At 74.3% G+C, this 24160-nt stretch carries 2 protein-coding genes; both read right to left on the bottom strand.

Annotated features, from left to right (window positions below):
* Positions 1–14 precede the first annotated feature (14 nt).
* Complete coding sequence (locus tag H5965_RS22945) at positions 15–9086, bottom strand: type I polyketide synthase (RefSeq protein ID WP_396136941.1); 9072 nt, start codon at positions 9084–9086, stop codon at positions 15–17.
* A 26-nt stretch (positions 9087–9112) separates the two neighbouring features.
* Complete coding sequence (locus tag H5965_RS22940) at positions 9113–24139, bottom strand: type I polyketide synthase (RefSeq protein ID WP_396136940.1); 15027 nt, start codon at positions 24137–24139, stop codon at positions 9113–9115.
* Positions 24140–24160 lie beyond the last annotated feature (21 nt).

The following is a 24160-nucleotide window of genomic DNA, read 5'->3' as shown; positions in this document are numbered from 1 at the left end:
TCCAAGTCAGGGCGTCAGTGCGCCGGCGGCGGGGAGACCCCGAGCTCGTTGTCGATGAACGCGAACACCTCGGCCGCCGAGGCGTCCGCGAGCTGCGCCTGCCGCGGCGCCGCGTGGTCGCCGCTCCACCGGCTCAGCAGGGACTTCAGCCGCATCTCGACGCGCATCCGGACGTTCTCGTCCGGCTCCCCGAGGTCCGTCAGCGACGCCTCCAGCCGGTCGAGCGCGCCGAACGCCGAATCCGCGGGCGTGCCGCCGGGGGCGATCCCGGCCGCGAGGAACCGGGCGAGCGCGATCGGCGTCGGGTGGTCGAAGACGGCGGTGGCGGCCAGCCGCAGGCCGGTGGCCTGGCGCAGCCGGTTGCGCACCTCGACCGCGGTCACCGAGTCGAACCCGAGGTCGCGGAACGGCCGGGTGCTGCCGATCGCGTCGGCGCCGCGGTGGCCGAGCACCGCCGCGGCCTCGGTGCGGACCAGGTCGAGCACGGCCCGGTCGCGTTCGGCTTCCGGCAGCCCGGCCAGCCGCTCGCGCCACCCGGCCGCGCCTTCGTCGTGCCGTTCCTGCTCGGCTTCGAGCTGGTCCAGTACCCGGCGGACCGCGGGCAGCTCCTCGATCAGCGGACGCCGCCGCGACGCCGTGAAGGCGGGGACGAACCGGTCCCAGTCGACGTCGGCCACGGCCAGGAAGGTCTCGTCGCGGTCGAGCGCGCCCTGCAGCGCGGCCACCGCCCGCTCGGGCGCCATCGGCCGGAGACCACGGCGGCGCAGCTGCTGCTCGCCGTCGTCGGAGGCCATGCCGCCGCCGGCCCACAGCCCCCAGGCCACCGACGTCGCCTTCGCCCCGCGGGCGCGGCGCTGCTCGGCGAGGGCGTCGAGGTAGGCGTTCGCGGCGGCGTAGGCGCCCTGGCCCGCGCTCCCCCAGACGCCGGAGTTGGAGGAGAACAGCACGAACGCTTCGAGGTCGTCGCCGAGCAGGGCGTCCAGGTGCGCGGCGCCCGCGACCTTGGCCGCGAGGACGTCTTCGAACTCGTCCAGGCCGGTCTCGGCGAGGGTGCTCGACTGCGGCAGCCCGGCCGCGTGCACGACGGCCACCGGCGGGTGCCCGAGGCTGTCCAGCAGGGCTTCGACGGCCTTGCGCTCGGCGACGTCGCAGGCGGCGATGGTCACCGCGCAGCCGTACCCGCGCAGCTCCTCGGCCAGTTCGGCCGCGCCGGGCGCGGCTTCGCCCCGGCGGCTGGTGAGCACGAGGTGGTCGGCGCCGGAGCGGCCCAGCCAGCGGGCGACGTGCGCGCCGAGCGCTCCCGTGCCGCCGGTGACCAGCACGGTTCCCCGCGGCCGCCACGGCTCTCCCGCCGGTGCGGGACGCGCCGGACGCAGCCGCCGGGCCAGGATCCCGTGGTCGCGGAGCGCGAGCTGGTCCTCGCCGCCGGGCTCGGCCAGCAGCCCGGCCAGCCGGTCCGCGGCCCGCTCGTCGAACGCGGCGGGCAGGTCGATCAGCCCGCCCCAGAGGCCGGGGTACTCGAGGCCGATCACGCGGCCGAGGCCCCAGAGCTGCGCCGGGACGCTCGACGCCGGTGCGTCGCCGGGCCCGGTGGCCACGGCCCCGCGGGTGAGCAGCCAGAGCGGGGCGTCGATCCCGGCGGCGGCCAGTGCCGGGGCGAGCGCGGCCGTCGCGGCGACCCCGGTCGCGAGCAGCGGGTGCCCGGGCAGCGAGGTTTCGTCCAGTCCCAGCAGGGAAACGACGCCGGCGTACTCCCCCGGCGGCAGCTCCTCCGGCGAGGCGGTGACGACGTCGGCGCCGCGCGAGGCGAGGGCGTCGAGCACCGCCGACCGGTCGGGCCCGGCGGGCACCAGGGCCAGCCAGCGGCCGGACAGCAGCGGCAGGGCGGGCTCGGCGACCGGCACCCAGCCGATCTTCAGGCACCAGGAGTCCACTGTGGAGCGTTGAGAGCGCCACCGGGTCAGGGCGGGCAGCACCTCGTCGAGCGCGCCCTGATCGACTCCGAGGAGCCCGGCGAGGTCGTCGGTTTCTTCGAGCGCCGTCCACAGCCCGTCCTCCGCCGGGGTCGCCGGAGCCGGGTCCAGCCAGTACCGCTGGTGGTCGAAGGCGTACGTCGGAAGCGGGATCAGCCGGGCGCCTTCGCCGAACGTGGGCGTCCAGTCGACGTCGACGCCGAGCACCCAGGCCTCGGCGAACGACGTGTACAGCCGGTCGAGCCCGCCGTCGCCGCGGCGCAGCGTGCCGGTGACGACGGCTTCGTCCACAGTGTCCTCGACACTCATCGTGAGCACCGGGTGCGGACTGCATTCGATGAACGTGTCGTAGCCGTCCGCGGCCAGCTGCCGGGTGGTCGCGTCGAACAGCACCGGGTTGCGCAGGTTGGTGTACCAGTAAGGGCCGTCGAGCCCGGCGGTGTCGATCGGCTCGGCGGTCACCGTGGAGTAGAAGGCGATTTCCGACGACCGCGGCGAAACCGGGGCGAGCAGTTCGCGCAACTCGGTCTCGATCGCCTCGACCTGGACCGAGTGCGACGCGTAGTCCACCGGGACCCGCTTCGCGCGGATGCCGTCGGCTGCACAGGACTCGATCAGCGCGTCGAGGGCGGAAAGCGAGCCGGACACCACCACCGCGGCCGGGCCGTTGACGGCCGCGACCGACAGTTCGCCGGTGAGCCGTGGCTCGACCGCGGTCAGCGGCGCCGCGACCGAGACCATGCCACCGTGTCCGGCCAGGGCCAGGATCGCCTTGCTGCGCAACGCGACCACGCGGGCACCGTCCTCGAGGGACAGCGCGCCCGAGACCACGGCGGCGGCGATCTCGCCCTGGGAATGGCCGATCACGGCGTCCGGGGAAACCCCGTGGGCGCGCCAGAGTTCGGCCAGCGACACCATGACCGCGAACAGCGCGGGCTGCACGACGTCGACGCGCCGGAGCATCGCTTCGTCGCCGAGGACGTCGGGCAGCGACCAGCCGGCGAACGGCGCCAGCGCGCGTTCGCAGTCCCGCATGCGGGCCGCGAACGCCGGCGACGTGTCCATCAGGTCCAAAGCCATCCCCACCCACTGCGAGCCCTGCCCGGGAAAGACGAAGGCGACCTTGCCCCCGCGGCGGGCGCTGCCCCGGACCAGGCCGGGGACGGCCCGGTCGTGGGCGAGCGCGCCCAGCGGGTCGTGACCGTCGGGAGCCACGACCACCGCCCGTCGCTCGAACGTAGACCGGGATTTCGCGAGGGAGTACCCCACATCTGCGGCCTGGACCCCCTGTGCGGCCCCTACCCGCGCCCGCAGCCGCCGGGCCTGCGCGGCCAGCGAAGCGGGCGTTTTCGCGGACAGGACCCAGGGCACCGGGCCGGTCGCGACGGGCCCGGACGACTCCGTCGCGACCGGCTCCGGTGCGGCTTCGAGGACCGCGTGGGCGTTGGTCCCGCTCATCCCGAACGACGACACGGCGGCCCGGCGCGGCCGGCCGGTCTCCGGCCATTCGCGGGTTTCGTCCAGCAGCCGGACGTTCCCGGCCGTCCAGTCCACATGGGACGACGGTGTGCCCGCGTGCAGCGTGCCCGGGAGGACGCCGTGGCGCAGGGACAGCACCATCTTGATGACGCCGGCGACGCCGGAGGCGGCCTGGCTGTGGCCGATGTTGGACTTCACCGACCCGAGCCACAGGGGGTTCGCCCGGTCGCGGCCGTACGTGGCCAGCAGGGCCTGTGCCTCGATCGGGTCGCCGAGGGTGGTGCCGGTGCCGTGGGCTTCGACGGCGTCGACCTCGTCGAAGGTCAGCCGGGCGTTGGCCACGGCCTGGCGGATGACCTGCTGCTGAGCGGGGCCGTTCGGGGCGGTCAGGCCGTTGGACGCGCCGTCCTGGTTGACCGCCGAGCCGCGGATCACGGCCAGGACCTCGTGGCCGTGCCGCTGCGCGTCGGCGAGCCGTTCGACGAGCAGGACGCCGACACCCTCGGCCATGCCCATGCCGTCGGCGTCGTCGGAGAAGGCCTTGCAGCGGCCGTCGGCGGCGAGCGCGCGCTGGCGGCTGAACGCGACGAACGACGCCGGGGTCGACATCAGCGCCACCCCGCCCGCGAGGGCCATCGTGCACTCGCCGTTGCGCAGCGACTGGCAGGCGAGGTGCAGCGCGACCAGGGACGACGAGCACGCCGTGTCGACGGTGACGGCCGGGCCGGTCAGCCCGAAGGTGTAGGAGATCCGGCCGGAGACGACGCTGGCCGCGCCGCCGGTCAGCAGGTGCCCGGCCGAGCCGTCGGGCTGGGCGAGGCCGATGCCGTAGTCGGCGTAGTTGGTGCCGACGAACACGCCGGTCGCGCTGCCGCGGAGGCTTTCCGGATCGAGGCCGGCGCGTTCCATCGCCTCCCACGACGTCTCCAGCAGCAGGCGTTGCTGCGGGTCCATGGCCAGCGCTTCGCGGGGTGAGATCCCGAAGAAGCCCGGGTCGAAGTCGCCGGCGTCGTGCAGGAAACCGCCGTGGCGGGTGTAGCTGGTGCCGTCGTGGTCCGGGTCGGGGTCGTAGAGCGCGTCGACGTCCCAGCCGCGGTCGGCCGGGAACCCGGTGATCGCGTCGCCGCCGGTGGTGATGAGGTCCCAGAGGTCCTCGGGGCTCTTGACGCCACCGGGGTAGCGGCAGCTCATGGCGACGATGGCGATCGGCTCGTCGTCGGCGACCGCGACGACGGTCTCGGTCCTGGTGGCACCGAGCAGGAATTCGGTGATGCGCTCGGCGGTCGGGTGGTCGAAGGCGAGGGTGGCGGGCAGGCTCCGGCCGGTTTCGGCGACGAGGCGGTTGCGCAGTTCGACGGCGGTGAGCGAGTCGAAGCCGAGTTCCCGCAGGGCGACGCCGGGGGCGACGGCGTCCGGGCCGTCGTGCCCGAGCACGGCGGCCGCGGTGGCACGGACCAGGTCGAGCACGGCCCGGGCGCGGTCAGCCGGGGCGACGCCGGTCAGCCAGCCCGTCTTGACCTGCGGCTTCTCCACGGCCAGCGCGCGCCGCACCTCGGGCAGTTCGTCGAGCAGCTGGCGCGGGCGCAGGGCGGTGAAGACGGGCGCGAACCGGGCCCAGTCGACGTCGGCGACGGCGAGGAAGGTGTCGTCGTCGGCGAGGACCTGGCGGAGGCCCGCGAAGGCGAGGTCGGAGTCGAGGAACGGCAGGCCCTGGCGGAGGAGGCGGCTCGCGTCGAAGTCCTGGTTCGCTTTGGCGGGGCTGGGGGCGTTCCAGACGCCCCAGGCGAGCGAGGTCGCGCGCAGGCCGCGGGCGCGCCGGCGCTGCGCGAGGGCGTCGAGGTGGGCGTTGGCCGCGGCGTAGGCGGCGTGGTCGCCACTGCCCCAGACGCCGGCGATGGAGGAGAAGAGGACGAAGGCGTCGAGGTCCCGGTCGAAGACGGCGTCGAGGACTTCGGCGCCTTGGACCTTGGCTTTGGCGACCGCGGCGAAGGCGGCGACGTCGGTGGCGTCGATCGAGGCGAGTTCGATCAGCGCGGCCGCGTGGATGACGGCGCGGATGTCGTGGGCTTCGGCGAGGGCTTCGACCTGCGCGCGATCGGTGACGTCGCAGGTGGCGAAGGTGACGCCCGGCTCGGGGTCGGCTTGACTACCGTGGCGGCTGGCGAGGATGACGTGCTCGGCGCCGACGCCGCGGAGCCAGCGGGCGATCCGCGGGCCGAGGGCGCCGGTACCGCCGGTGACCAGGACGGTGCCGGTCAGGGACCAGGTGCCGGGGGCGGTGCGAGGCGGGGTCGCGCGGACGAGGCGGCGGACGAGGACGCCGGAGGAGCGGACGGCGAACTGGTCTTCGTCGCCGGAGGTGGCGAGGATGGCGGCGAGCCGTTCCCCGGCACGGACGTCGGGATCTGCCGGAAGGTCGACCAAGCCACCCCAGCGGTTCGGGTGCTCCAGGCCGATCACGCGGCCCAGGCCCCAGATCTGCGCCTGCGCGGGCGAAGGCGAGTCCGTGTCCACGGCGCCCGAGGTCAGCAGCCACAGGGGCGCGTCGATTCCCGCGTCGCCGAGGGCCTGGGCCAGCACCAGCGTGCCCGCCACCCCGGACGGCAGCTCGGGGAACTCCGGGTGCGGCCGCTCGTCGAAGCCCAGCAACGACACCACGCCCGCCACCGGCCCGGCCTCGCGCAACCGGGCGGCCAGGCTCTCGCGGTCGCCGGTCGCGAGCACGACCTCACACCCGAGCATGTCCACAATGGACGAGGACTGACCGGGTGCGGCCACGGCCAGCCAGCGTCCGGACAGCGCACCCACCGGCTCGGCGGCCGGACGCCAGCGGACGTCGTAGCGCCAGGAGTCCACCGTGGACTTATCACGGGCCGTCCGGCGCCAGTCGCTCAAGGCGGGCAGCAGCTCACTGAGCGGGACATCGGGATCGACGCCGAGCGTTTCCGCGAGGGATCCGCTGTCGACAGCCTCCCAGAAGCCCGGATCCGCGACGGCCTCGGCGGGGGTGCCGGGCTTGAGCCAGTAGTGCCGGTGCTGGAACGCATACGTGGGCAGATCGACCCGCGCAGCATCGGCGAAGTACGGTGTCCAGTCGACCTTGACGCCGTTCACGTGCGCTTCGGCCACCGACAGCGCGAAGCGGTCCGGGCCGCCGTCACCGCGACGCAGAGAACCGAGGGTGGTCACGTCGTCCCCGATCGCCGGGACCAGCACGGGGTGCGGCGACACCTCCACGAACGTCCCGAAACCCGCGCTCTTCAGCTGCTCGACCGCGATGTCCAGCCGGACGGTGCTGCGCAGGTTGGTGTACCAGTACTCGGCGTCGAGGGCCGTGCCGTCGAGCCATTCGCCGGTCACCGTCGAGAAGAACCCGGCGTGTCCCGCGCGCGGGGTGATCGGGGCCAGGACCTCGAGGAGTTCGTCGCGCAGCTGCTCCACCTGGACGGAGTGCGACGCGTAGTCCACCGGGATCCGGCGCGTGCGCACCTCGCAGGCCGCCATGAACTCGTCGAGCGCGCCGGGCTCGCCGGAAACGACGGTCGCGGAGGGGCCGTTCACCGCGGCGACGCCGATCCGGTCACCCCACGGCGCCACGAGCGACTCGGTCTGCTCACGCGACGCGGCCACGGAGACCATCCCGCCCGCGCCCGACAGGGCAAGAATGGCCTTGCTGCGCAGAGCGACCACGCGGGCACCGTCCTCGAGGGACAGGGCGCCGGACACCACCGCCGCGGCGATCTCGCCCTGGGAGTGGCCGATCACCGCGTCCGGACGCACGCCGTGCGCGGCCCACAGTTCGGCCAGGGACACCATCATCGCGAACAGCGCCGGCTGCACGACGTCGACGCGGTCCGGTTCGACCGAGTCGAGCAGCGAAAAGCCGGTGTACGGCTCGAGTGCCCGGGAACACTCGGTGTACCGCGCGGCAAACACCGGAGAAGTGGCCAGGAGTTCGTCGGCCATCCCAGCCCATTGGGCACCCTGCCCGGGGAAGACCATGGCGACCTTGCCGCTCCCGGCGACGCCCGAAACGACGTGCGGCGCGGGCGTTCCGTCGGCCAGGGCGCGCACTCCGGCGAGGAGGCGCTCCCGATCCGCTCCGACGACGACGGCCCGGTGCGCAAAGGATGACCGGGTTGTCGCCAGTGAAAACGCGATGTCGCCCGGTGAAGAGTCCACAAGAGACAGGCGAGCGGCCTGCGACCGCAACGCCTCCGGCGACTTGGCCGACAGCACCCACGGCACCAAGCCGGAAGAACCCCCCGAGGAAGCAACCGCGGGCGCGGCCTCCTCCAGGATGACGTGGGCGTTGGTGCCCGAGATGCCGAACGACGACACCGCACCCCGCCGCGGCCGGTCGGCGGTCCACTCCCGGCCCTCCTGGAGCAGCTCGACCGCGCCGGCGGTCCAGTCGATCTTCGCCGACGGCGTCCCGGCGTGCAGCGTCGGCGGCATCCGGCGGTTCCGCAGCGCCATGACGAGCTTGATGACACCGCTGACCCCTGCCGCCGCCTGCGTGTGCCCGATGTTCGACTTCACCGAGCCCAGCCACAGCGGCTCCGGACGGTCCTGGCCGTAGGTGGCCAGCAACGCCTGCGCCTCGATCGGGTCACCCAACGCCGTGCCGGTCCCGTGCGCCTCGACCAGATCCACGTCCACAGTGGACAATCGGGCGTCGGCGAGGGCGTCCCGGATCACGCGCTGCTGGGACGGGCCGTTCGGCGCGGACAGGCCGCTGCTCGCGCCGTCCTGGTTCACCGCCGAGCCGCGGATCACCGCCAGCACCGGGTGGCCGAGGCGCTGCGCGTCGGCCAGCCGCTCGACCAGCAGCATCCCGGCACCTTCGCCCCAGCCGGTGCCGTCGGCGCCGTCGGCGAACGCCTTGCAGCGGCCGTTGCCGGACAGCCCGCCCTGGCGGCTCATCTCGGTGAACATGTCCGGGTTGACCATCACCGCCGCGCCGCCGGCCAGCGCGAGGTCGGACTCCCCGCGCCGCAGCGACTGCACCGCCAGGTGCAACGCCACCAGCGACGACGAACACGCCGTGTCGACGGTGACCGACGGCCCCTCCAGGCCGAGGGTGTAGGAGATCCGGCCGGACAGGACACTGGTGGCGGTCCCGGTCATCAGGTGCCCGGCGACCGCCTCGGCCTCCTCCCCCGCGCCGGTCCCGTAGCCCTGGGACGCCGCGCCGACGAACACCGCCGAACGGCTGCCGCGCAACGTCTCCGGCACGATCCCGGCGCGTTCGAGAGCCTCCCACGACGTCTCCAGCAGCAACCGTTGCTGGGGGTCCATGGCCAGCGCTTCGCGTGGCGAGATGCCGAAGAAGCCCGCGTCGAACTGACCTGCATCGTGCACGAAGCCGCCTTCGGCGACGAAGCCCGCGTCGTGCGCGTCCGGCCAGCCGCGGTCGGCGGGGAACCCGGACATCCCGTCACCGCCGGAATCGACCAGCCGCCACAGGTCCTCGGGCGAGCGGACGCCGCCGGGGAACCGGCAGGCCATCCCGACGATCGCGACCGGGGCCGACCCGGCGTCCTCGACCTCCTGGACGCGCTTGCGGGCGCGCCGGAGGTCCGCGGTCACCTTCTTCAGGTACTCCCGGAGCTTCGCGTCGTTGTCCATCAGGCCCCATCCCGTCGCGTGCCGTCCATTCAGGACAGTCCGAGTTCGTTGTCGATCAGGTCGAAGATCTCGTCGTCGCTCGCGGAGTCCAGTTCGGTGTCCTCGTCCCCGGCCGCGCCCCGGCGGCGGGCGAGCAGGGTCTCCAGCCGCGCGGTGACCCGGCGGCTGTCCCCGGCGCGTTCCAGGAGCCGATCCAGTTCCGCCAGCACCGCGGCTTCCGGGTCGGCGGCGGCGGGGGCGAGCCCGGCGAGCAGGTGCGCCGCGAGGTCGGCGGGCGACGGGTGGTCGAAGATCAGCGTGGCCGGCAGCCGCAGCCCGCTCTCGGCGGTGAGCCGGTTGCGCAGCTCGACCGCGGTGAGCGAGTCGAAGCCCAGGTCGAGGAAGCCGCGGCTGCCTTCGACGTCGGCGGCCGAGCCGTGGCCCAGCACCGTGGCGACGTGCCCGCGCACGACGTCGAGGAGGAAGTCACCGCGCTCGGTCTCGGGCACACCCGCCAGCCGCTCGGCCAACGCGGGGCCGTCGCCCGGCACAGCCGCCGACGCGGTCCGGCGCGCCGGGGCCCGCACCAGCGACGCGAACAGCGGCGGCAGCCCGGACTGCGCGCTCAGCGCGGCCGGGTCGAGCTGCAGCGGCAGCAGGGCCGGTTCCGGCCGGGCCGCCGCGACGTCGAACAGGTCGAGGCCGCGGTCGGCGGTGAACGGGACGAACGCGGACCGCGCCAGTTTCGCGAGGTCGGCTTCGCGGAGCATGCCGTCGGTGGCCCACGGCCCCCACCCCAGCGACCCGGCCGGGAGCCCCCGGGCCGCGCGGTGCTGCGCGAGCGCGTCGAGGAACGCGTTCGCCGCGGCGTAGTTGCCCTGGCCGGGGCTGCCCAGCGTGGCCGCCGCCGAGGAGAACAGGACGAACGCCGAAAGGCCCCGGTCCCGGGTGAGTTCGTGCAGGTTCAGCGCCGCGTCGACCTTCGGCCGCAGCACCGCGTTCAGCCGCTCGGGCGTCAAGGACGCGACGACGCCGTCGTCGAGGACACCGGCCGCGTGCACCACGCCGGTCAGCGCCGGGATTCCGGCCAGCACGGCGGCCAGCTCCCGGCGGTCGGCGGCGTCGGCGGCCACGACCCGGACGTCCGCGCCGAGGTCCCGCAGCCCGGCGGCCAGTTCGGCCGCGCCGGGAGCGTCCGGTCCGCGGCGGCTCAGCAGAACCAGGTCGCGGACGCCGTGCCCGGTGACCAGCCGCCGGGCGACCAGGCCGCCCAGCGCGCCGGTGCCGCCGGTGATCAGCACCGTGCCGTCGCCGAAGGACGGCGGCATGGTGAGCACGACCTTGCCGACGTGCTTGGCCTGGCTGACGAACCGGAACGCCTCGGGCGCGCGCCGGACGTCCCAGGTCCGCACCGGCAGCGGCGTCAGGGCACCGGCCTCGAACAGCGCGAGGACCTCGGTGAACAGCTCCCGGATGCGGTCCGGACCGGCTTCGACCAGGTCGAACGCCTGGTACCGGACACCCGGGTGGGTGGCGGCGACGGCGCCCGCGTCGCGCACGTCGGCCTTGCCCATCTCGAGGAACCGCCCGCCGCGCGGCATCAGCGCGAAGGAGGCGTCGACGAACTCATGGGTCAGGGCGTTGAGCACGACGTCGACGCCCCGGCCGCCACTGGCCTCGCGGAACAGCTCCGCGAACCCGGTCGTGCGCGAGGAGGCCAGGTGCGCGTCGTCGAGCCCGGAGGCGCGCAGGACGTCCCACTTGCCGGGACTGGCGGTGGCGTAGACCTCGGCGCCGAGGTGGCGGGCCAGCTGGATGGCGGCCATCCCGACGCCGCCGGCACCCGCGTGCACCAGCACCGACTCACCCGCCCGCAGCCCGGCCAGATCGACCAGGCCGTAGTAGGCGGTGAGGAAGACGATGGGCACCGACGCGGCTTCGCTGAACGACCAGCCGTCGGGGATCTTCGCGAGCATCCGCTGATCGGCGACCGAACGCGGGCCGAAGGAGCCGGGGAAGAAGCCCATCACCTTGTCGCCGGGAGCCAGCCCGGTGACGCCTTCGCCGCATTCGAGGACGACGCCGGCGCCTTCGATACCCATGAGCGGCTCGCCCGGGTACATGCCGAGGCCGATGAGGACGTCGCGGAAGTTCATCCCGGCGGCGCGGATGGCCACCCGGACCGTGCCCGGTCCGAGGGTTTCCGGCAGCGGGTTCGGGACGAGCGCGAGGTTCTGCAGGGTGCCGCGGCCGGTGCTGTCGAGCCGCCAGTTGCCTTCGGGCGGCTGGAGCAGGGTGCCGGTGCCGGCGCGCACGAGCCGTGCGGCCAGTGCGCGGCCGTCCCGCAGCGCGAGCTGGGGCTCCCCGGAAGCGACCGCGCCGAGCAGCGCCGCCGAGCGCGGGTCTTCGTCGTCGAGGTCGACCAGGACGAGCCGGCCGGGGTTCTCGAACTGCGCCGACCGCAGCAGGCCCCACACGGGCGCGGCGGTGAGGTCGGGGACGCGGTCGCCGTCGGCGGCACCGACCGCGCCGCGGGTCACCAGGACCAGCCGGGCGGTGGTGAACCGCTCGTCGGCCAGCCACTCCCGGACCAGCTCGAGCGCGAAGGCGGCCCGCTCGCGCGGCTGCGTCGAGTGCCGGATCGCGGAAAACACGTACTGCGGTTCTTCGCCGCTTTCTTCGGTGCGGCGACCGAGTTCCGCGAGGTCCACACAGGACTCGACGACCCCGGCCGAGGCGAGCCCGGCCGCCAGGCCGAGCGGGTCCGGGCCGACGACCGCGTACCGGCCGCCCGGGGTGTCCGGCACCGGAACCGGCGTCCACTCGACCTGGAACAGCGCGTCGCTGTCCGGCCCGTGCAACTGCTCGGCCGACACCGGACGCAGGACGAGCGCGGCCACCGAAGCGACCGGGGCGCCGGTCGTGTCGGCGACGTCGACGGCCACCGCGTCCCCGGCACCCGGCCGCAGCCGCACCCGCAGCGCGGTGGCGCCGGTGGCGTGCAGGGTGACGCCGGTCCAGGCGAACGGCAGCCGCGGACCGGTGCCGCCGCCGCGCAGGCCCAGGGCGTGCAGCGCGGCGTCCAGCAGAGCCGGGTGCAGGCCGAACCCGCTCGCCTGCGGCTCCGGCAGCGCGACCTCGGCGTAGATCTCCTCGCCGAGGCGCCAGGCTGCACGCATGCCGCGGAAGGCGGGTCCGTAGCCGAACCCGGACGCCGCGAGAGTGTCGTAGAAGCCGGTGACCGCAATGGGTTCCGCTCCGGCGGGCGGCCATTCGGCCCAGGAGGCCGGTTGTGCCGTGGCTGCCGGTGCGAGGACGCCTGCGGCGTGCGCGGTCCAGTCGTCGCGGCCCTCCGGACGCGAGTGGATCGTCAGTTCGCGACGGCCGTCGTCGTCCGGGCCGGCGACCGCCACCTGGATCGCGACGGCGTCCTGCTCGCGCAGGACGAGCGGCGCGGCGAGGGTCAGTTCCTCGACCACCGGGCACCCGGCCTGGTCACCGGCGCGGATCGCCAGCTCGACGAACGCGGTGCCGGGCAGCAGAACCGTGCCGAGGACCGCGTGGTCGGCGAGCCACGGTTGGGTCGCCAGGGACAGCCGTCCGGTGAGGACGACACCGTCGCCCCCGGCCAGCGGCAGGGTCGCGGCCAGCAGCGGGTGTGCCGCGTCGGTGAGCCCGGCCGCCCCGACGTCCCCGGCGCGCGCCGAAACCTCGGGCCAGTAGCGGCGGTGCTGGAAGGCGTACGTCGGCAGCGGGACGCGGCGGGCGCCGGGGAACGCGGCCGAGAGGTCGACCGGGACGCCGCGGACCCACAGCCCGGCGAGCGCGGTGGCGAACGTGCGCTCCTCCGGCCGGTCGCGGCGCAGCAGCGGCACGGCCACGACGTCCTCGCCGAGGCAGTCGGCGGCCATGGCGCTGAGCACGGCGTCCGGTCCGGCTTCGAGGAACGTCCGGACGCCCAGGCCGGCCAGGGTGGCGACGGCGTCGGCGAACCGCACCGACGCCCGCACCTGCCGCACCCAGTAGTCCGGGGTGGACAGTTCCGGACCGGCGAGCTGCCCGGTCACCGTGGAGACCACGGCCCGGTCGGCCGGGTGGTAGGTCAGCCGCCGCGCGACCGCGGCGAAGTCGTCGAGCATCGCGTCCATCCGCGGCGAGTGGAACGCGTGGCTCACCTTGAGCCGCTTGGTCCGCACACCGGCCGCCGCGAACCCGGCGGCCAGCTCCAGCACGACGTCCTCGTCGCCGGAGACGACGACCGAGCCGGGCCCGTTGACCGCCGCGATGCCGGCCCGGCCGCCGGTCTTGGCCACCTCGGCGGCCACGGCTTCCTCGCCGGCGCGCAGCGAAACCATCGCCCCGCCGTCCGGCAGGGCTTCCATCAGGCGGCCGCGGGCGGCGACCAGCTCGGCGGCGTCGGCCAGCGACAGCACCCCGGCGACGTGCGCCGCGACCAGCTCGCCGATCGAGTGGCCGGCGAGGTGGTCCGGCAGCACGCCCCAGCTCTCGGCCAGCCGGAACAGGGCCAGCTCGACGGCGAACAGCGCCGGCTGGGTGCAGGCCGTCCGGTCCAGCTGCTTCTCGTCGCCCGGTTCGGCGAAGACGACGTTGCGCAGCGAGTGGTCCAGGTGCGGGTCGAGGTGCGCGCAGGCCTCGTCGAACGCGTCGGCGTAGACCGCGAACCGGTCGTAGAGTTCCCGGCCCATCCCGGCGCGCTGGGCGCCCTGCCCGGTGAACAGCACGGCGAGCGGGCCGGTGGCCGCCTCGCCCTGGACGACCTCGGGCGCGGGCGTGCCGCCGGCGAGCGCGGCCAGGCCGGTCCGGAAGTCCTCGGCCGTCGTCCCGAGCACGACGGCACGGTGGTCCAGGGCCGCCCGGCCGGTGGTCAAGGAGAATCCGACGTCGGCCGGACGCGCGTCCACTTCGGACAGGAGGGCGGCCTGGGCACGCAGTGCGGCGACCGACCGGCCCGAGACCGGCCACGGCACCAACCCCGTGACCTCGGCCGCGACGGTTTCGGGAGCGGGTTCGGCCTGCTCGATGATGGTGTGCGCGTTGGTGCCGGAGATGCCGAACGAGGAGATCCCGGCCCGGCGCGGCCGGTCGGCGGGCCATTCGTGGGCCTCGGTGAGCAGCTCGACCGCACCCGCCGACCAGTCCACATGGGACGTCGGTGCGTCGACGTGGAGAGACTTCGGCAGCACGCCGTGGCGCATGGCCATGACCATCTTGATGATCCCGGCGGCTCCGGCCGCGGCCTGCGTGTGCCCGATGTTGGACTTCACCGAACCCAGCCACAGCGGGGTGTCGCGGTCCTGGCCGTAGGTGGCCAGCACGGCCTGCGCCTCGATCGGGTCGCCCAGCGTGGTCCCGGTGCCGTGTGCCTCGACGACGTCCACATCGGACGGTGTGAGTCCGGCGTCGGCCAGTGCCGCGCGGATCACGCGTTGCTGTGAGGGACCGTTCGGCGCGGTCAGGCCGTTCGACGCACCATCGGAGTTGACCGCCGAACCGCGGACGAGTGCCAGGACTTCGTGGCCGTTGCGCTGCGCGTCCGACAAGCGTTCCAGCAGGAGCAAGCCCGCACCCTCGGCCCAGCCGGTGCCGTCGGCCGCCTCGGCGAACGGCTTGCACCGGCCGTCGGGGGCCAGTCCGCGCTGCCGGCTGAACTCGACGAACGCCCCCGGCGTCGACATGACCGTGACCCCGCCGGCGACGGCCATCGTGGACTCGCCCTGCCGGAGCGACTGGCAGGCGAGGTGCAGCGCGACCAGCGACGACGAACACGCGGTGTCGACCGCGACCGACGGCCCTTCCAGCCCGAAGGTGTAGGAGACGCGCCCGGCGATGACACTGGTGGTGTTCCCGGTCAGCAGATGGCCCTCGACGCCGTCGGCCGCCCCGAGCAGGGTGACGTAGTCCTGGCCGTTGGTGCCGGCGAACACCCCGGTCTTCGTGCCGCGCAGCGCGTGCGGGTCGATGCCCGCGCGCTCGAACAGCTCCCACGACGTCTCCAGCAGCAGCCGCTGCTGCGGGTCCATCGCGAGGGCTTCGCGGGGCGAAATCCCGAAGAACCCGGCGTCGAACTCCGTGACACCGTCGAGGAAACCGCCCTCCCGGGCGTAGCTGCGGCCGCTCTTGCCCGGGTCCGGGTCGTACAGCGCGCCGACGTCCCAGCCGCGGTCGGCGGGGAACGGGGCGATGCCGTCGCCGCCTTCGCCGACCAGGCGCCAGAGGTCTTCCGGCGAGCGGACACCGCCCGGGTAGCGGCAGCTCATGGCGATGATCGCGATCGGGTCGTCGTCGACGGCAGCCACGGCTGTCGGCAGGTCCGGGGTGCCGGCGCCGAAGATCTCCGCCAGCAGGCGATCGGTCAGGTCCGCCGGGGTCGGGTGGTCGAACACGAGCGTCGAAGGCAGGGTGAGGCCGGTTTCGGCGGCGAGGCCGTTGCGCAGCTCGACGGCGGTGAGCGAGTCGAAGCCCAGGTCCTTGAAGGGCCGCGCGGGCTCGATGGCCTCGGCGCCGTCGTGGCCGAGGACCGTCGCGGCGCGGACGCGCACGACGTCCAGGAGCACGCGACGGCGTTCGAGGCCGGGCAGCGCGGCCAGGCGGGTGGTCAGCTCGGCCGTGCCGCGCTCACCGGCGTTCTCGTCGACGGTGAACTCGGGCAGCTCGCTCATCAGCGGCCGGGGCCGGGCCGCCGCGTACGACGGCGCGAACTTCGCCCAGTCGACGTCGGCGACGACGACGGTGGTCTCGTTCAGCTCGACGGCCTGCAGGAGCGCGCGCATCCCGAGGTCCGGGTCGAGCGGGAGCAGACCGCGACGGCGAAGCAGTTCGTCGCCCTCTTCGGAGGCGCCCATGCCGGCGCCCGCCCAGGGGCCCCAGGCGACCGACGTCCCGGCGCGTCCGGTGGCGCGACGGCGTTCCGCGAGGGCGTCGAGGTGCGCGTTGGCCGCCGCGTAGGCGCCTTGGTGGCCGCTGCCCCAGACTCCGGCGATGGAGGAGAAGAGCACGAAGGCCTCAAGGTCACCGAGGAGTTCGTCGAGGTGGACGGCACCGTCCACTTTGGCGCCGACCACCTCGGCGAAGTCCGTTGTGGACGAATCGGCGATCGGTGTGAACCGGCCGTACCCGGCGGCGTGGAAGACCGCGGTCACGTTCCGTCCATCCAGGACTTCGGCCAGTGCCGCCCGGTCGGTGACGTCGCAGGCGACGATTTCGGGGTCGGCGCCGAGGTCACGCAGCTGGGTCGCGAGGTCGTCCGCGCCGGGGGCGTCCGGGCCGCGCCGGCTCAGCAGCAGCAAGTCCCGGGTGCCGCGGGCGGCCAGGGTCCGGGCGAGCGCGCCGCCCAGTGCTCCGGTGCCGCCGGTGATCAGGACGGTGCCCTCGGGTCGCCACGTGCCGGGGGTGGCGTCCGCCGGGGCGCGGACGAGCCGGGGCACGAACGCGCCGGACGCCCGCAGGGCCACCTGGTCTTCGCCGGTGCCCGCGGCCAGGAGGGCGGCGAGCCGGTCGTGGCCGCGGTCGTCGAGGGTGGCCGGGAGGTCCAGGAGCCCGATTTCGCGGCCGGTGAGCTCGAGCGCGGCGACCCGGCCGAGGCCCCAGACCTGCGCGAGAGCCGGCTCGGGCGCGACGTCGGACCGGCCGGTGCGCACCGCTCCCGTGGTGCCGAGCCAGAGCGGCCCGGGCAGGTCGGCCTGCAGCACAGTGAGGGCTTCGGCCAGGTCGGCCGGGAAGGCGAGCGCTCCGGCGATGTCTTGCACCTCACCCAGGCGTTCGAGGGGCACGGTGCGGACCTCCGCACCCCGCTCGGCCAGGCTTTCCGCGATCCCCTCCGGCGCGGTACCGATGAGCAGCCAGGTGCCGGACAGCCGTGCGGCCGCGATCGGGTGCGGCCGCCAGGCGACGCGATAGCGCCACGATTCGACGGTGCTCGCTTCGCGGTGGCGGGTCCGCCAGGCCTGGAGCGCGGGCTGGATGGCGTCGGCGAGGTCTTCGTCGACGGCGAGGTCGCGGGCCAGGTCACCGCGCTCGACGGCAGCCCAGAACTCGGCGTCCGCAGTGTCGGTGGCGGGCTCCGGACGGGCGGGCTCGAGCCAGTACCGCCGGTGTTCGAAGGGGTACGTCGGCAGCGCGACGGCCCGCCCGGCCGAACCGGCGTACAGGCTCTCCCAGTCCAGGTCGACGCCGTGGACGTGCAGCCGGGCGAGCGCGGTGAAGAAGGTGCGTTCCTCGTCGCGGTCGCGGCGGAGGGCGGGGATCGCGGTACCCGGGACCATCGAGCTGAGCACCCCGTCGGGCCCCAGTTCCAGGAACACCCCGACGCCGGCCGCCGCCAAAGTGGACACTCCGTCGGCGAACCGGACCGCCTCGCGCACGTGCCGCACCCAGTAGTCCGCCGTGAACGACGAAGCGAGAGCACCGCTCACATTCGAGAGCACCGGTATCCGCGCCGGGTGATACGTCAGCGTCTCGGCGACCGCGCGGAACTCGTCGAGCATCGGGTCCATCAGCGGCGAGTGGAACGCGTGACTCACGGTCAGCCGCTTGGTCTTCGGGAACTTCGCCGCGATGGCCAAGACCGCGGCCTCCTCGCCGGAGATCACCACCGACTCGGGGCCGTTGACCGCCGCGATGGAGACGCCCTCGGTCAAGGTGACGGCCGACTCCGGCGCGGCGATCGACACCATCGCGCCGCCCGCCGGGAGCGCCTGCATCAGCGACGCGCGGGCAGCAACCAGGCGGCAAGCGTCCTCCAGGGACAGCACACCGGCCACGTGCGCGGCCGAAATCTCCCCGATCGAATGCCCGGCCACGAAATCCGGCCGCACACCGAACGACTCGGCCAGCCGGAACAACGCCACCTCGACCGCGAACAACGCGGGCTGGGTGAACTCGGTGCGATCCAGCAGCGACGCATCCTCGAAGGCCTCCCGCAGCTCCGGACCGAAGTGCGCGAGCACCGCGTCGAACGCTTCGGCATACACCGGAAAGCGGTCATGGAGACCTCGGCCCATCCCGACCCGCTGGGCGCCCTGGCCGGTGAACAGCACCGCCAGCAGGGCGTCCCGGTCGGCCGTGCCGGTGACCACGGCCGCGTCGGTGCCACCGTCGGCGAGCACCTCCAGGGCCCGGTCGAGCTCGTCGCCGCTCGCGACGAGGACCGCGCGGTGATCGTGCGTGGCGCGGGTGAACGTCAGGGAGTAAGCGAGGTCCTGCGGCGTCAGCCCGGTTCCCCGGAGCCGGTCGGCTTGGGCACGCAACGCCGGGGCACTCCGGGCCGACAGCGGGACGAGCGGCGGCGTCGCGTCCGGGCCGGCCGGCGGGACCGCGACCGGTTCGGCTTGTTCGAGGACCACGTGCGCGTTGGTCCCGCTCACGCCGAACGCCGAGACCGCGGCGCGGCGCGGGCCGTCGGACGCCCACTCGCGTTCCTCGGTGAGCAGTTCCACCGCACCCGCCGACCAGTCCACTTGCGACGACGGGGTGTCGACGTGCAGTGTGCGCGGCAGGACGCCGTGCCGCATGGCGAGCACCATCTTGATCACCCCGGCCACGCCCGAGGCCGACTGCGTGTGTCCGATGTTGGACTTCAGCGAGCCCAGCCACAGCGGCCGGTCGCGGTCCTGGCCGTACGTCGCCAGCAGCGCCTGGGCCTCGATCGGGTCGCCGAGCCGGGTGCCGGTGCCGTGCGCCTCCACGACGTCCACATCGGACGGTCGCAGGCCGGCGTTCGCCAGCGCCGCCCGGATCACCCGTTGCTGTGACGGGCCGTTCGGGGCGCTGAGCCCGTTGGAGGCCCCGTCCTGGTTCACCGCCGAGCCGCGGACCACCGCGAGGATCGGGTGGCCGTGGCGCCGGGCGTCCGACAGTTTCTCCAGCAGCACCAGGCCGACGCCTTCGCTCCAGCCGGTGCCGTCGGCGGCGTCGGCGAAGGACTTGCAGCGACCGTCCTCGGCGAGGCCGCGCTGGCGGCTGAATTCGACGAACGCCGCCGGGTGCGCCATCACGGTGACGCCGCCCGCGAGGGCCATCGAGCACTCGCCCTGCCGCAGCGACTGGCACGCCAGGTGCAGCGCGACCAGCGACGACGAGCACGCCGTGTCGACGGTGACGGCCGGGCCCTCCAGGCCGAACGTGTAGGACAGCCTGCCGGAGACGACGGCCGGGGCGCTGCCGGTCAGCAGGTAGCCTTCGGAGCCGCCGGACTCGTCACGCGCGCCGACCCCGTAGCCGGAGGACGTCGCGCCGACGAACACACCGGTTCCGCTGCCGCGCAACGACTCCGGGTCGAGGCCCGCGCGCTCGAAGACCTCCCACGACGTCTCCAGCAGGACGCGTTGCTGCGGGTCCATGGCCAGGGCTTCACGCGGGGAGATGCCGAAGAACCCGGCGTCGAACTGCGCCGCCGTGGTCATGAACCCGCCCTCGCGGGTGTAGCTGGTGCCGAGGTTGGCCGGGTCCGGGTCGTAGAGCGCGGCCAGGTCCCAGCCGCGGTCGGCGGGGAACGGGCCGACGCCGTCCGCGCCGTCGGCCAGCAGGCGCCACAGGTCCTCGGGCGAGGCCACGTCCCCCGGGTAGCGGCAGCCCATGGCGACGATGGCGATCGGCTCGTCGGACGCGGTGGCCGTGGCGGTCGTGGCGGCCGGTTCGGTTCCGGTCACCTCGCGCAGGAGGTGACCGGCCAGGGCGCGCGGGTGCGGGTGGTCGAAGACGGCGGTCGAGGGGAGGCGGACGCCGGTCGCGGCGGTCAGCCGGTTGCGGAGTTCGACGGCGGTCAGCGAGTCGAAGCCGAGTTCGCGGAAGGCCCGGTCGGCCGGGACGGCCGCGCCGGAGTCGTGCCCCAGCACGGCGGCGGCCTGGCCGCGGACCAGGTCGAGGACGTGGTGCGCGGCCTCCCGCGGGCCGAGCGTCCGGATGGCTTCGGCGAGGCCGGTCCCGACCTCGGTGACGACCTCCTCGACGCGGACTTCCGGCAGGTCCTCGATGAGCGGACGCCGTCGGGCGGCGGTGAACCCGGCGGCGAACCGCGGCCAGTCCATGTCGGCGACGGCCACGAAGGTCTCGTCGGCGTCCAAGGCGTGCTGGAGGGCGGCGATGGCGCGGTCCGGGGCCATCTCCCGCAGGCCGCGGCGGCGCAGGTGGTCCTTCGCTTCGGCGCTGCCCGCCATGCCGTCGCCGGCCCAGGACCCCCAGGCCACGGAGGTGGCTTTCCGCCCGGCGGCGCGTCGCCGAGCGGCGAGGGCGTCGAGGTGCGCGTTGGCGGCGGCGTAGGCGCCTTGGCCGGCACTGCCCCAGACACCGGCGTTGGAGGAGAAGAGGACGAAGGCGTCGAGGTCGTCGTCGAGGAGCTCGTCGAGGTGGCCGGCGCCGGCGGCCTTGGCCGCGAGGACTTCGGCGAAGTCCGCCACGCTGGTGTCGGCGATGGTTGCGGCTTGCGGCAGACCGGCGGTGTGGACGACCGCGCGGATGTCGTGGTGGTCGCGGACGAGCGCGGCGACGGCGTCCCGGTCGGCGAGGTCGCAAGCGGCGAAGGTGACCCGGCAGGCCAGCTCGGCTTCGAGCTCGGCGGCACCGGGGGCTTCTGCGCCGCGGCGGCTGACGAGGACGAGGTGCTCGGCGCCGGACCGGGCCAGCCACCGGGCGACGTGGCCACCGAGCGCGCCGGTCCCGCCGGTGACGAGGACGGTGCCTTCGGGCCGCCAGCGGTGGACGGGTTCGGCCGAGGGTGCGTGCGCGAGCCGGCGCGCGAAGAGCCCGGAGGCCCGGACGGCGACCTGGTCTTCGTGGTCGAGCCCGGCGAGGACGGCCGCCAGGCGCCTCTTGGCCCGGGGTTCGAGGGTGGCGGGAAGGTCGATGAGGCCGCCCCAGCGTTCGGGGTGTTCGAGGCCGATGACGCGGCCGAGGGCCCAGATCTGCGCGGGATCGGCGGCGGGGGCTCGGTCGCCGGGGAGGGCGGTGACGGCGTTGCGGGTCAGGAGCCAGAGGGGCGCGGTGGTGCCGTCGAGGGCCTGGGCGAGGAGGAGGGTGTCGGGGGCATCGGGGAGAAGCGAAATGACGCCGGCGGCATCGGAGAAATCGTTGTTCGCGGAACCATCACCCGGCCATTCGAGCACCACCGGCTCCGCGCCGGCGGCCGTGAGGCAGCTCGCCACCTCCGCGGCGTCCGCTCCGGGCGGGACGACCACCACCCAGCGTCCCGACAGCACACCCGCCTCCGGCTCGGGCAGCGGCTTCCACTCCACCCGGTACCGCCAGGAGTCCACAGTGGACCTCTCCTGGCGCAGCCGACGCCAGCGGGCGATGGCGGGGAGCAGCTCGGCGAACGACGTCTCCGCGGGGACGTCGAGCAGCTCCGCCAGCGCGCCCAGGTCACCGCCGTCGACCGCCGCCCAGAAGCGGGCGTCCGCCGGGTCCGCCGACACCTCCTGGCGAGGCGCGTCGAGCCAGTAGCGCTTGCGCTGGAACGCATAGGTCGGGAGGTCGGCGATCCGGCCGTCCGGGAAAGCCGGCGTCCAGTCGACCGCCACCCCGGCCACGTGCGCCGCGGCGAGCGACGTGTGGAAACGGCTCAGCCCACCGTCGTCCCGGCGTAGCGAGCCGAGCGTGACGACGTCCTCGCCGAGGGCCATCGTCAGCACCGGATGCGGCGACGCTTCGATGAACGTCCCGAAGCCCTCGCTCTTCAACCGCTCGACGGCGATGTCCAAGCGGACGGTGCTGCGCAGGTTGGTGTACCAGTACGCGGCGTCCAGCGCTTCGGCCCACTCGCCGGTCACGGTGGACATGAACGCCGTCTCGGGCCGTCGCGGAGCGATGGGGGCGAGCACGTCAAGGATCTCGTCGCGCACCTGCTCGACCTGCGCCGAGTGGGACGCGTAGTCCACCGGCACCCGCTTGGCCCGGATCCCCTCGGCCTCGCAGGCCGCGGCAAAAGCGTCCAGCCCGGCGGGCGAACCGGAAACCACCACCGCGGCGGGACCGTTCACCGCGGCGATCGAAAGCCCATCGGTCAGCCGCGCTTCGACCGTCTCCCAGGGCGCCGCCACCGAGACCATGCCACCGCGGCCGGCCAGCGCAAGAATCGCCCTGCTCCGCAACGCCACCACGCGAGCGCCGTCCTCAAGCGACAATGCCCCCGAGACGACCGCGGCCGCGATCTCACCCTGGGAGTGCCCCACGACGGCGTCCGGCACCACCCCGAACGACCGCCACAGCTCCGCCAGCGACACCATCACCGCGAACAACGCAGGCTGCACCACATCGACCCGGCCCAACGCCTCCGCGTCAGCCAGCACCTCACGGAGCTCCCAGTCTACAAAGGACGACAGCGCCACCGCGCATTCGTCGAGACGCGCAGCGAACACCGGCGACGACGCCGCCAGCTCCAGCGCCATCCCGGCCCACTGCGAACCTTGCCCCGGGAAAACCAGGGCCACCTTGCCGCAGGCCGACGCCTCCCCGGTGACCACATCGGAACTCGGCGACCCGGAAGCCAGTGCAGCGAGCCCGCCGGAGCCGACGACCACCGCCCGATGGCTCAGCAACGCCCGCGCCTTCACCAGCGAGTACCCGACGTCGACCGGATCACCGTCGTGCGCAAGCAGCGCAGCCGCCTGCCCGCGCAGCGCCTCCGGGGAGTCCGCCGACAACACCCACGGCACCGGCCCCGAAGCCACGCGCGGCGGCGGAGCGGATCCGGCGGGAACCTGCTCCAGGATCACGTGCGCGTTCGTCCCGCTGACGCCGAACGACGAGACGCCGATCCGCCGCGGCCGCCCGGTCTCCGGCCACGGCGTCGCCTCGGTCAGCAGCCGCACTTCCCCGGCGTCCCAGTCCACTTGGGACGAAGGCGCGTCGATGTGCAGCGACCGCGGGAGCACGCCCCGCCGCAGGGCCTGGACGGACTTGATCACCCCGGCCACCCCGGCGGCGGCCTGCGTGTGCCCGAGGTTCGACTTGACCGAACCGAGCAGCAACGGCCGGTCCGCCGCACGACCGCGGCCGTAGGTGGCCAGCAGCGCCTGCGCCTCGATCGGGTCGCCCAGCGTCGTTCCGGTGCCGTGAGCCTCCACCGCGTCGACATCCGAAGTGGACAGACCGGCGTTCGCCAGTGCGGCCCGGATGACCCGCTGCTGCGCCGGCCCGTTCGGCGCGGTCAGGCCGCTGCTCGCGCCGTCCTGGTTGACGGAGGAACCGCGGACGACGGCGAGCACCGGGTGCCCGTGGCGACGCGCGTCGGAAAGGCGTTCGACGAGCAGCATCCCGGCGCCCTCGCCCCAGCCGGTGCCGTCGGCCGCGTCGGCGAAGGGCTTGCAGCGGCCGTCGGCGGCCAGGCCGCGCTGACGGCTGAAGGCGGTGAACGTGCCCGGCGTGGCCATCACCGTGACCCCGCCGGCCAGCGCGAGCGAGCAGTCGCCGAGCCGGACGGCCTGGCACGCCAGGTGCAACGCCACGAGCGACGACGAACACGCCGTGTCGATCGTGACGGCGGGGCCTTCCAGGCCGAGGGTGTAGGCGATCCGGCCGGAGGCCACACTGCCCGCGCTGCCGTTGCCGAGGAAGGCCTCGAACTCCGCGAACACCTCGGGCGCGAGCAGCAGCCGGGCCGCGTAGTCGGAATACATGACACCGGCGTAGACGCCCACCTTCGAGCCGCGTACGGACGTCGGGTCGATGCCGGCACGCTCGAAGGCTTCCCACGACGTCTCCAGCAGGAGCCGCTGCTGCGGGTCCATCGCCAGGGCTTCCCGCGGGGAGATCCCGAAGAAGCCGGCGTCGAAGTCCGCCGCGTCGTGCAGGAACGCGCCCTCCCGGGTGTAGCTGGTGCCCGCGCTGCCGGGGTCGGCGTCGTACAGCGCGTCGAGGTCCCAGCCCCGGTCGGCCGGGAACGCCCCGACCGCGTCCTCCCCCGCTTCGACGAGTTCCCACAGCTGTTCGGGGGTGCGGACCCCGCCGGGGAAGCGGCAGCTCATGCCGACGATCGCGACCGGCTCCTGCGCGCGGTCCTCGTTCTCCTGCAGGCGGCGGCGGGCTTCGCGCAGGTCGGCCGTGGCGCGCTTGAGGTAGTCCAGGAGCTTCTGTTCGTTCGACAT

The organism is Amycolatopsis sp. 505, from assembly GCF_031625235.1.
In the GTDB taxonomy this organism is placed as follows: domain Bacteria; phylum Actinomycetota; class Actinomycetes; order Mycobacteriales; family Pseudonocardiaceae; genus Amycolatopsis.
This window is presented reverse-complemented; position numbering and strand designations above follow the sequence as displayed.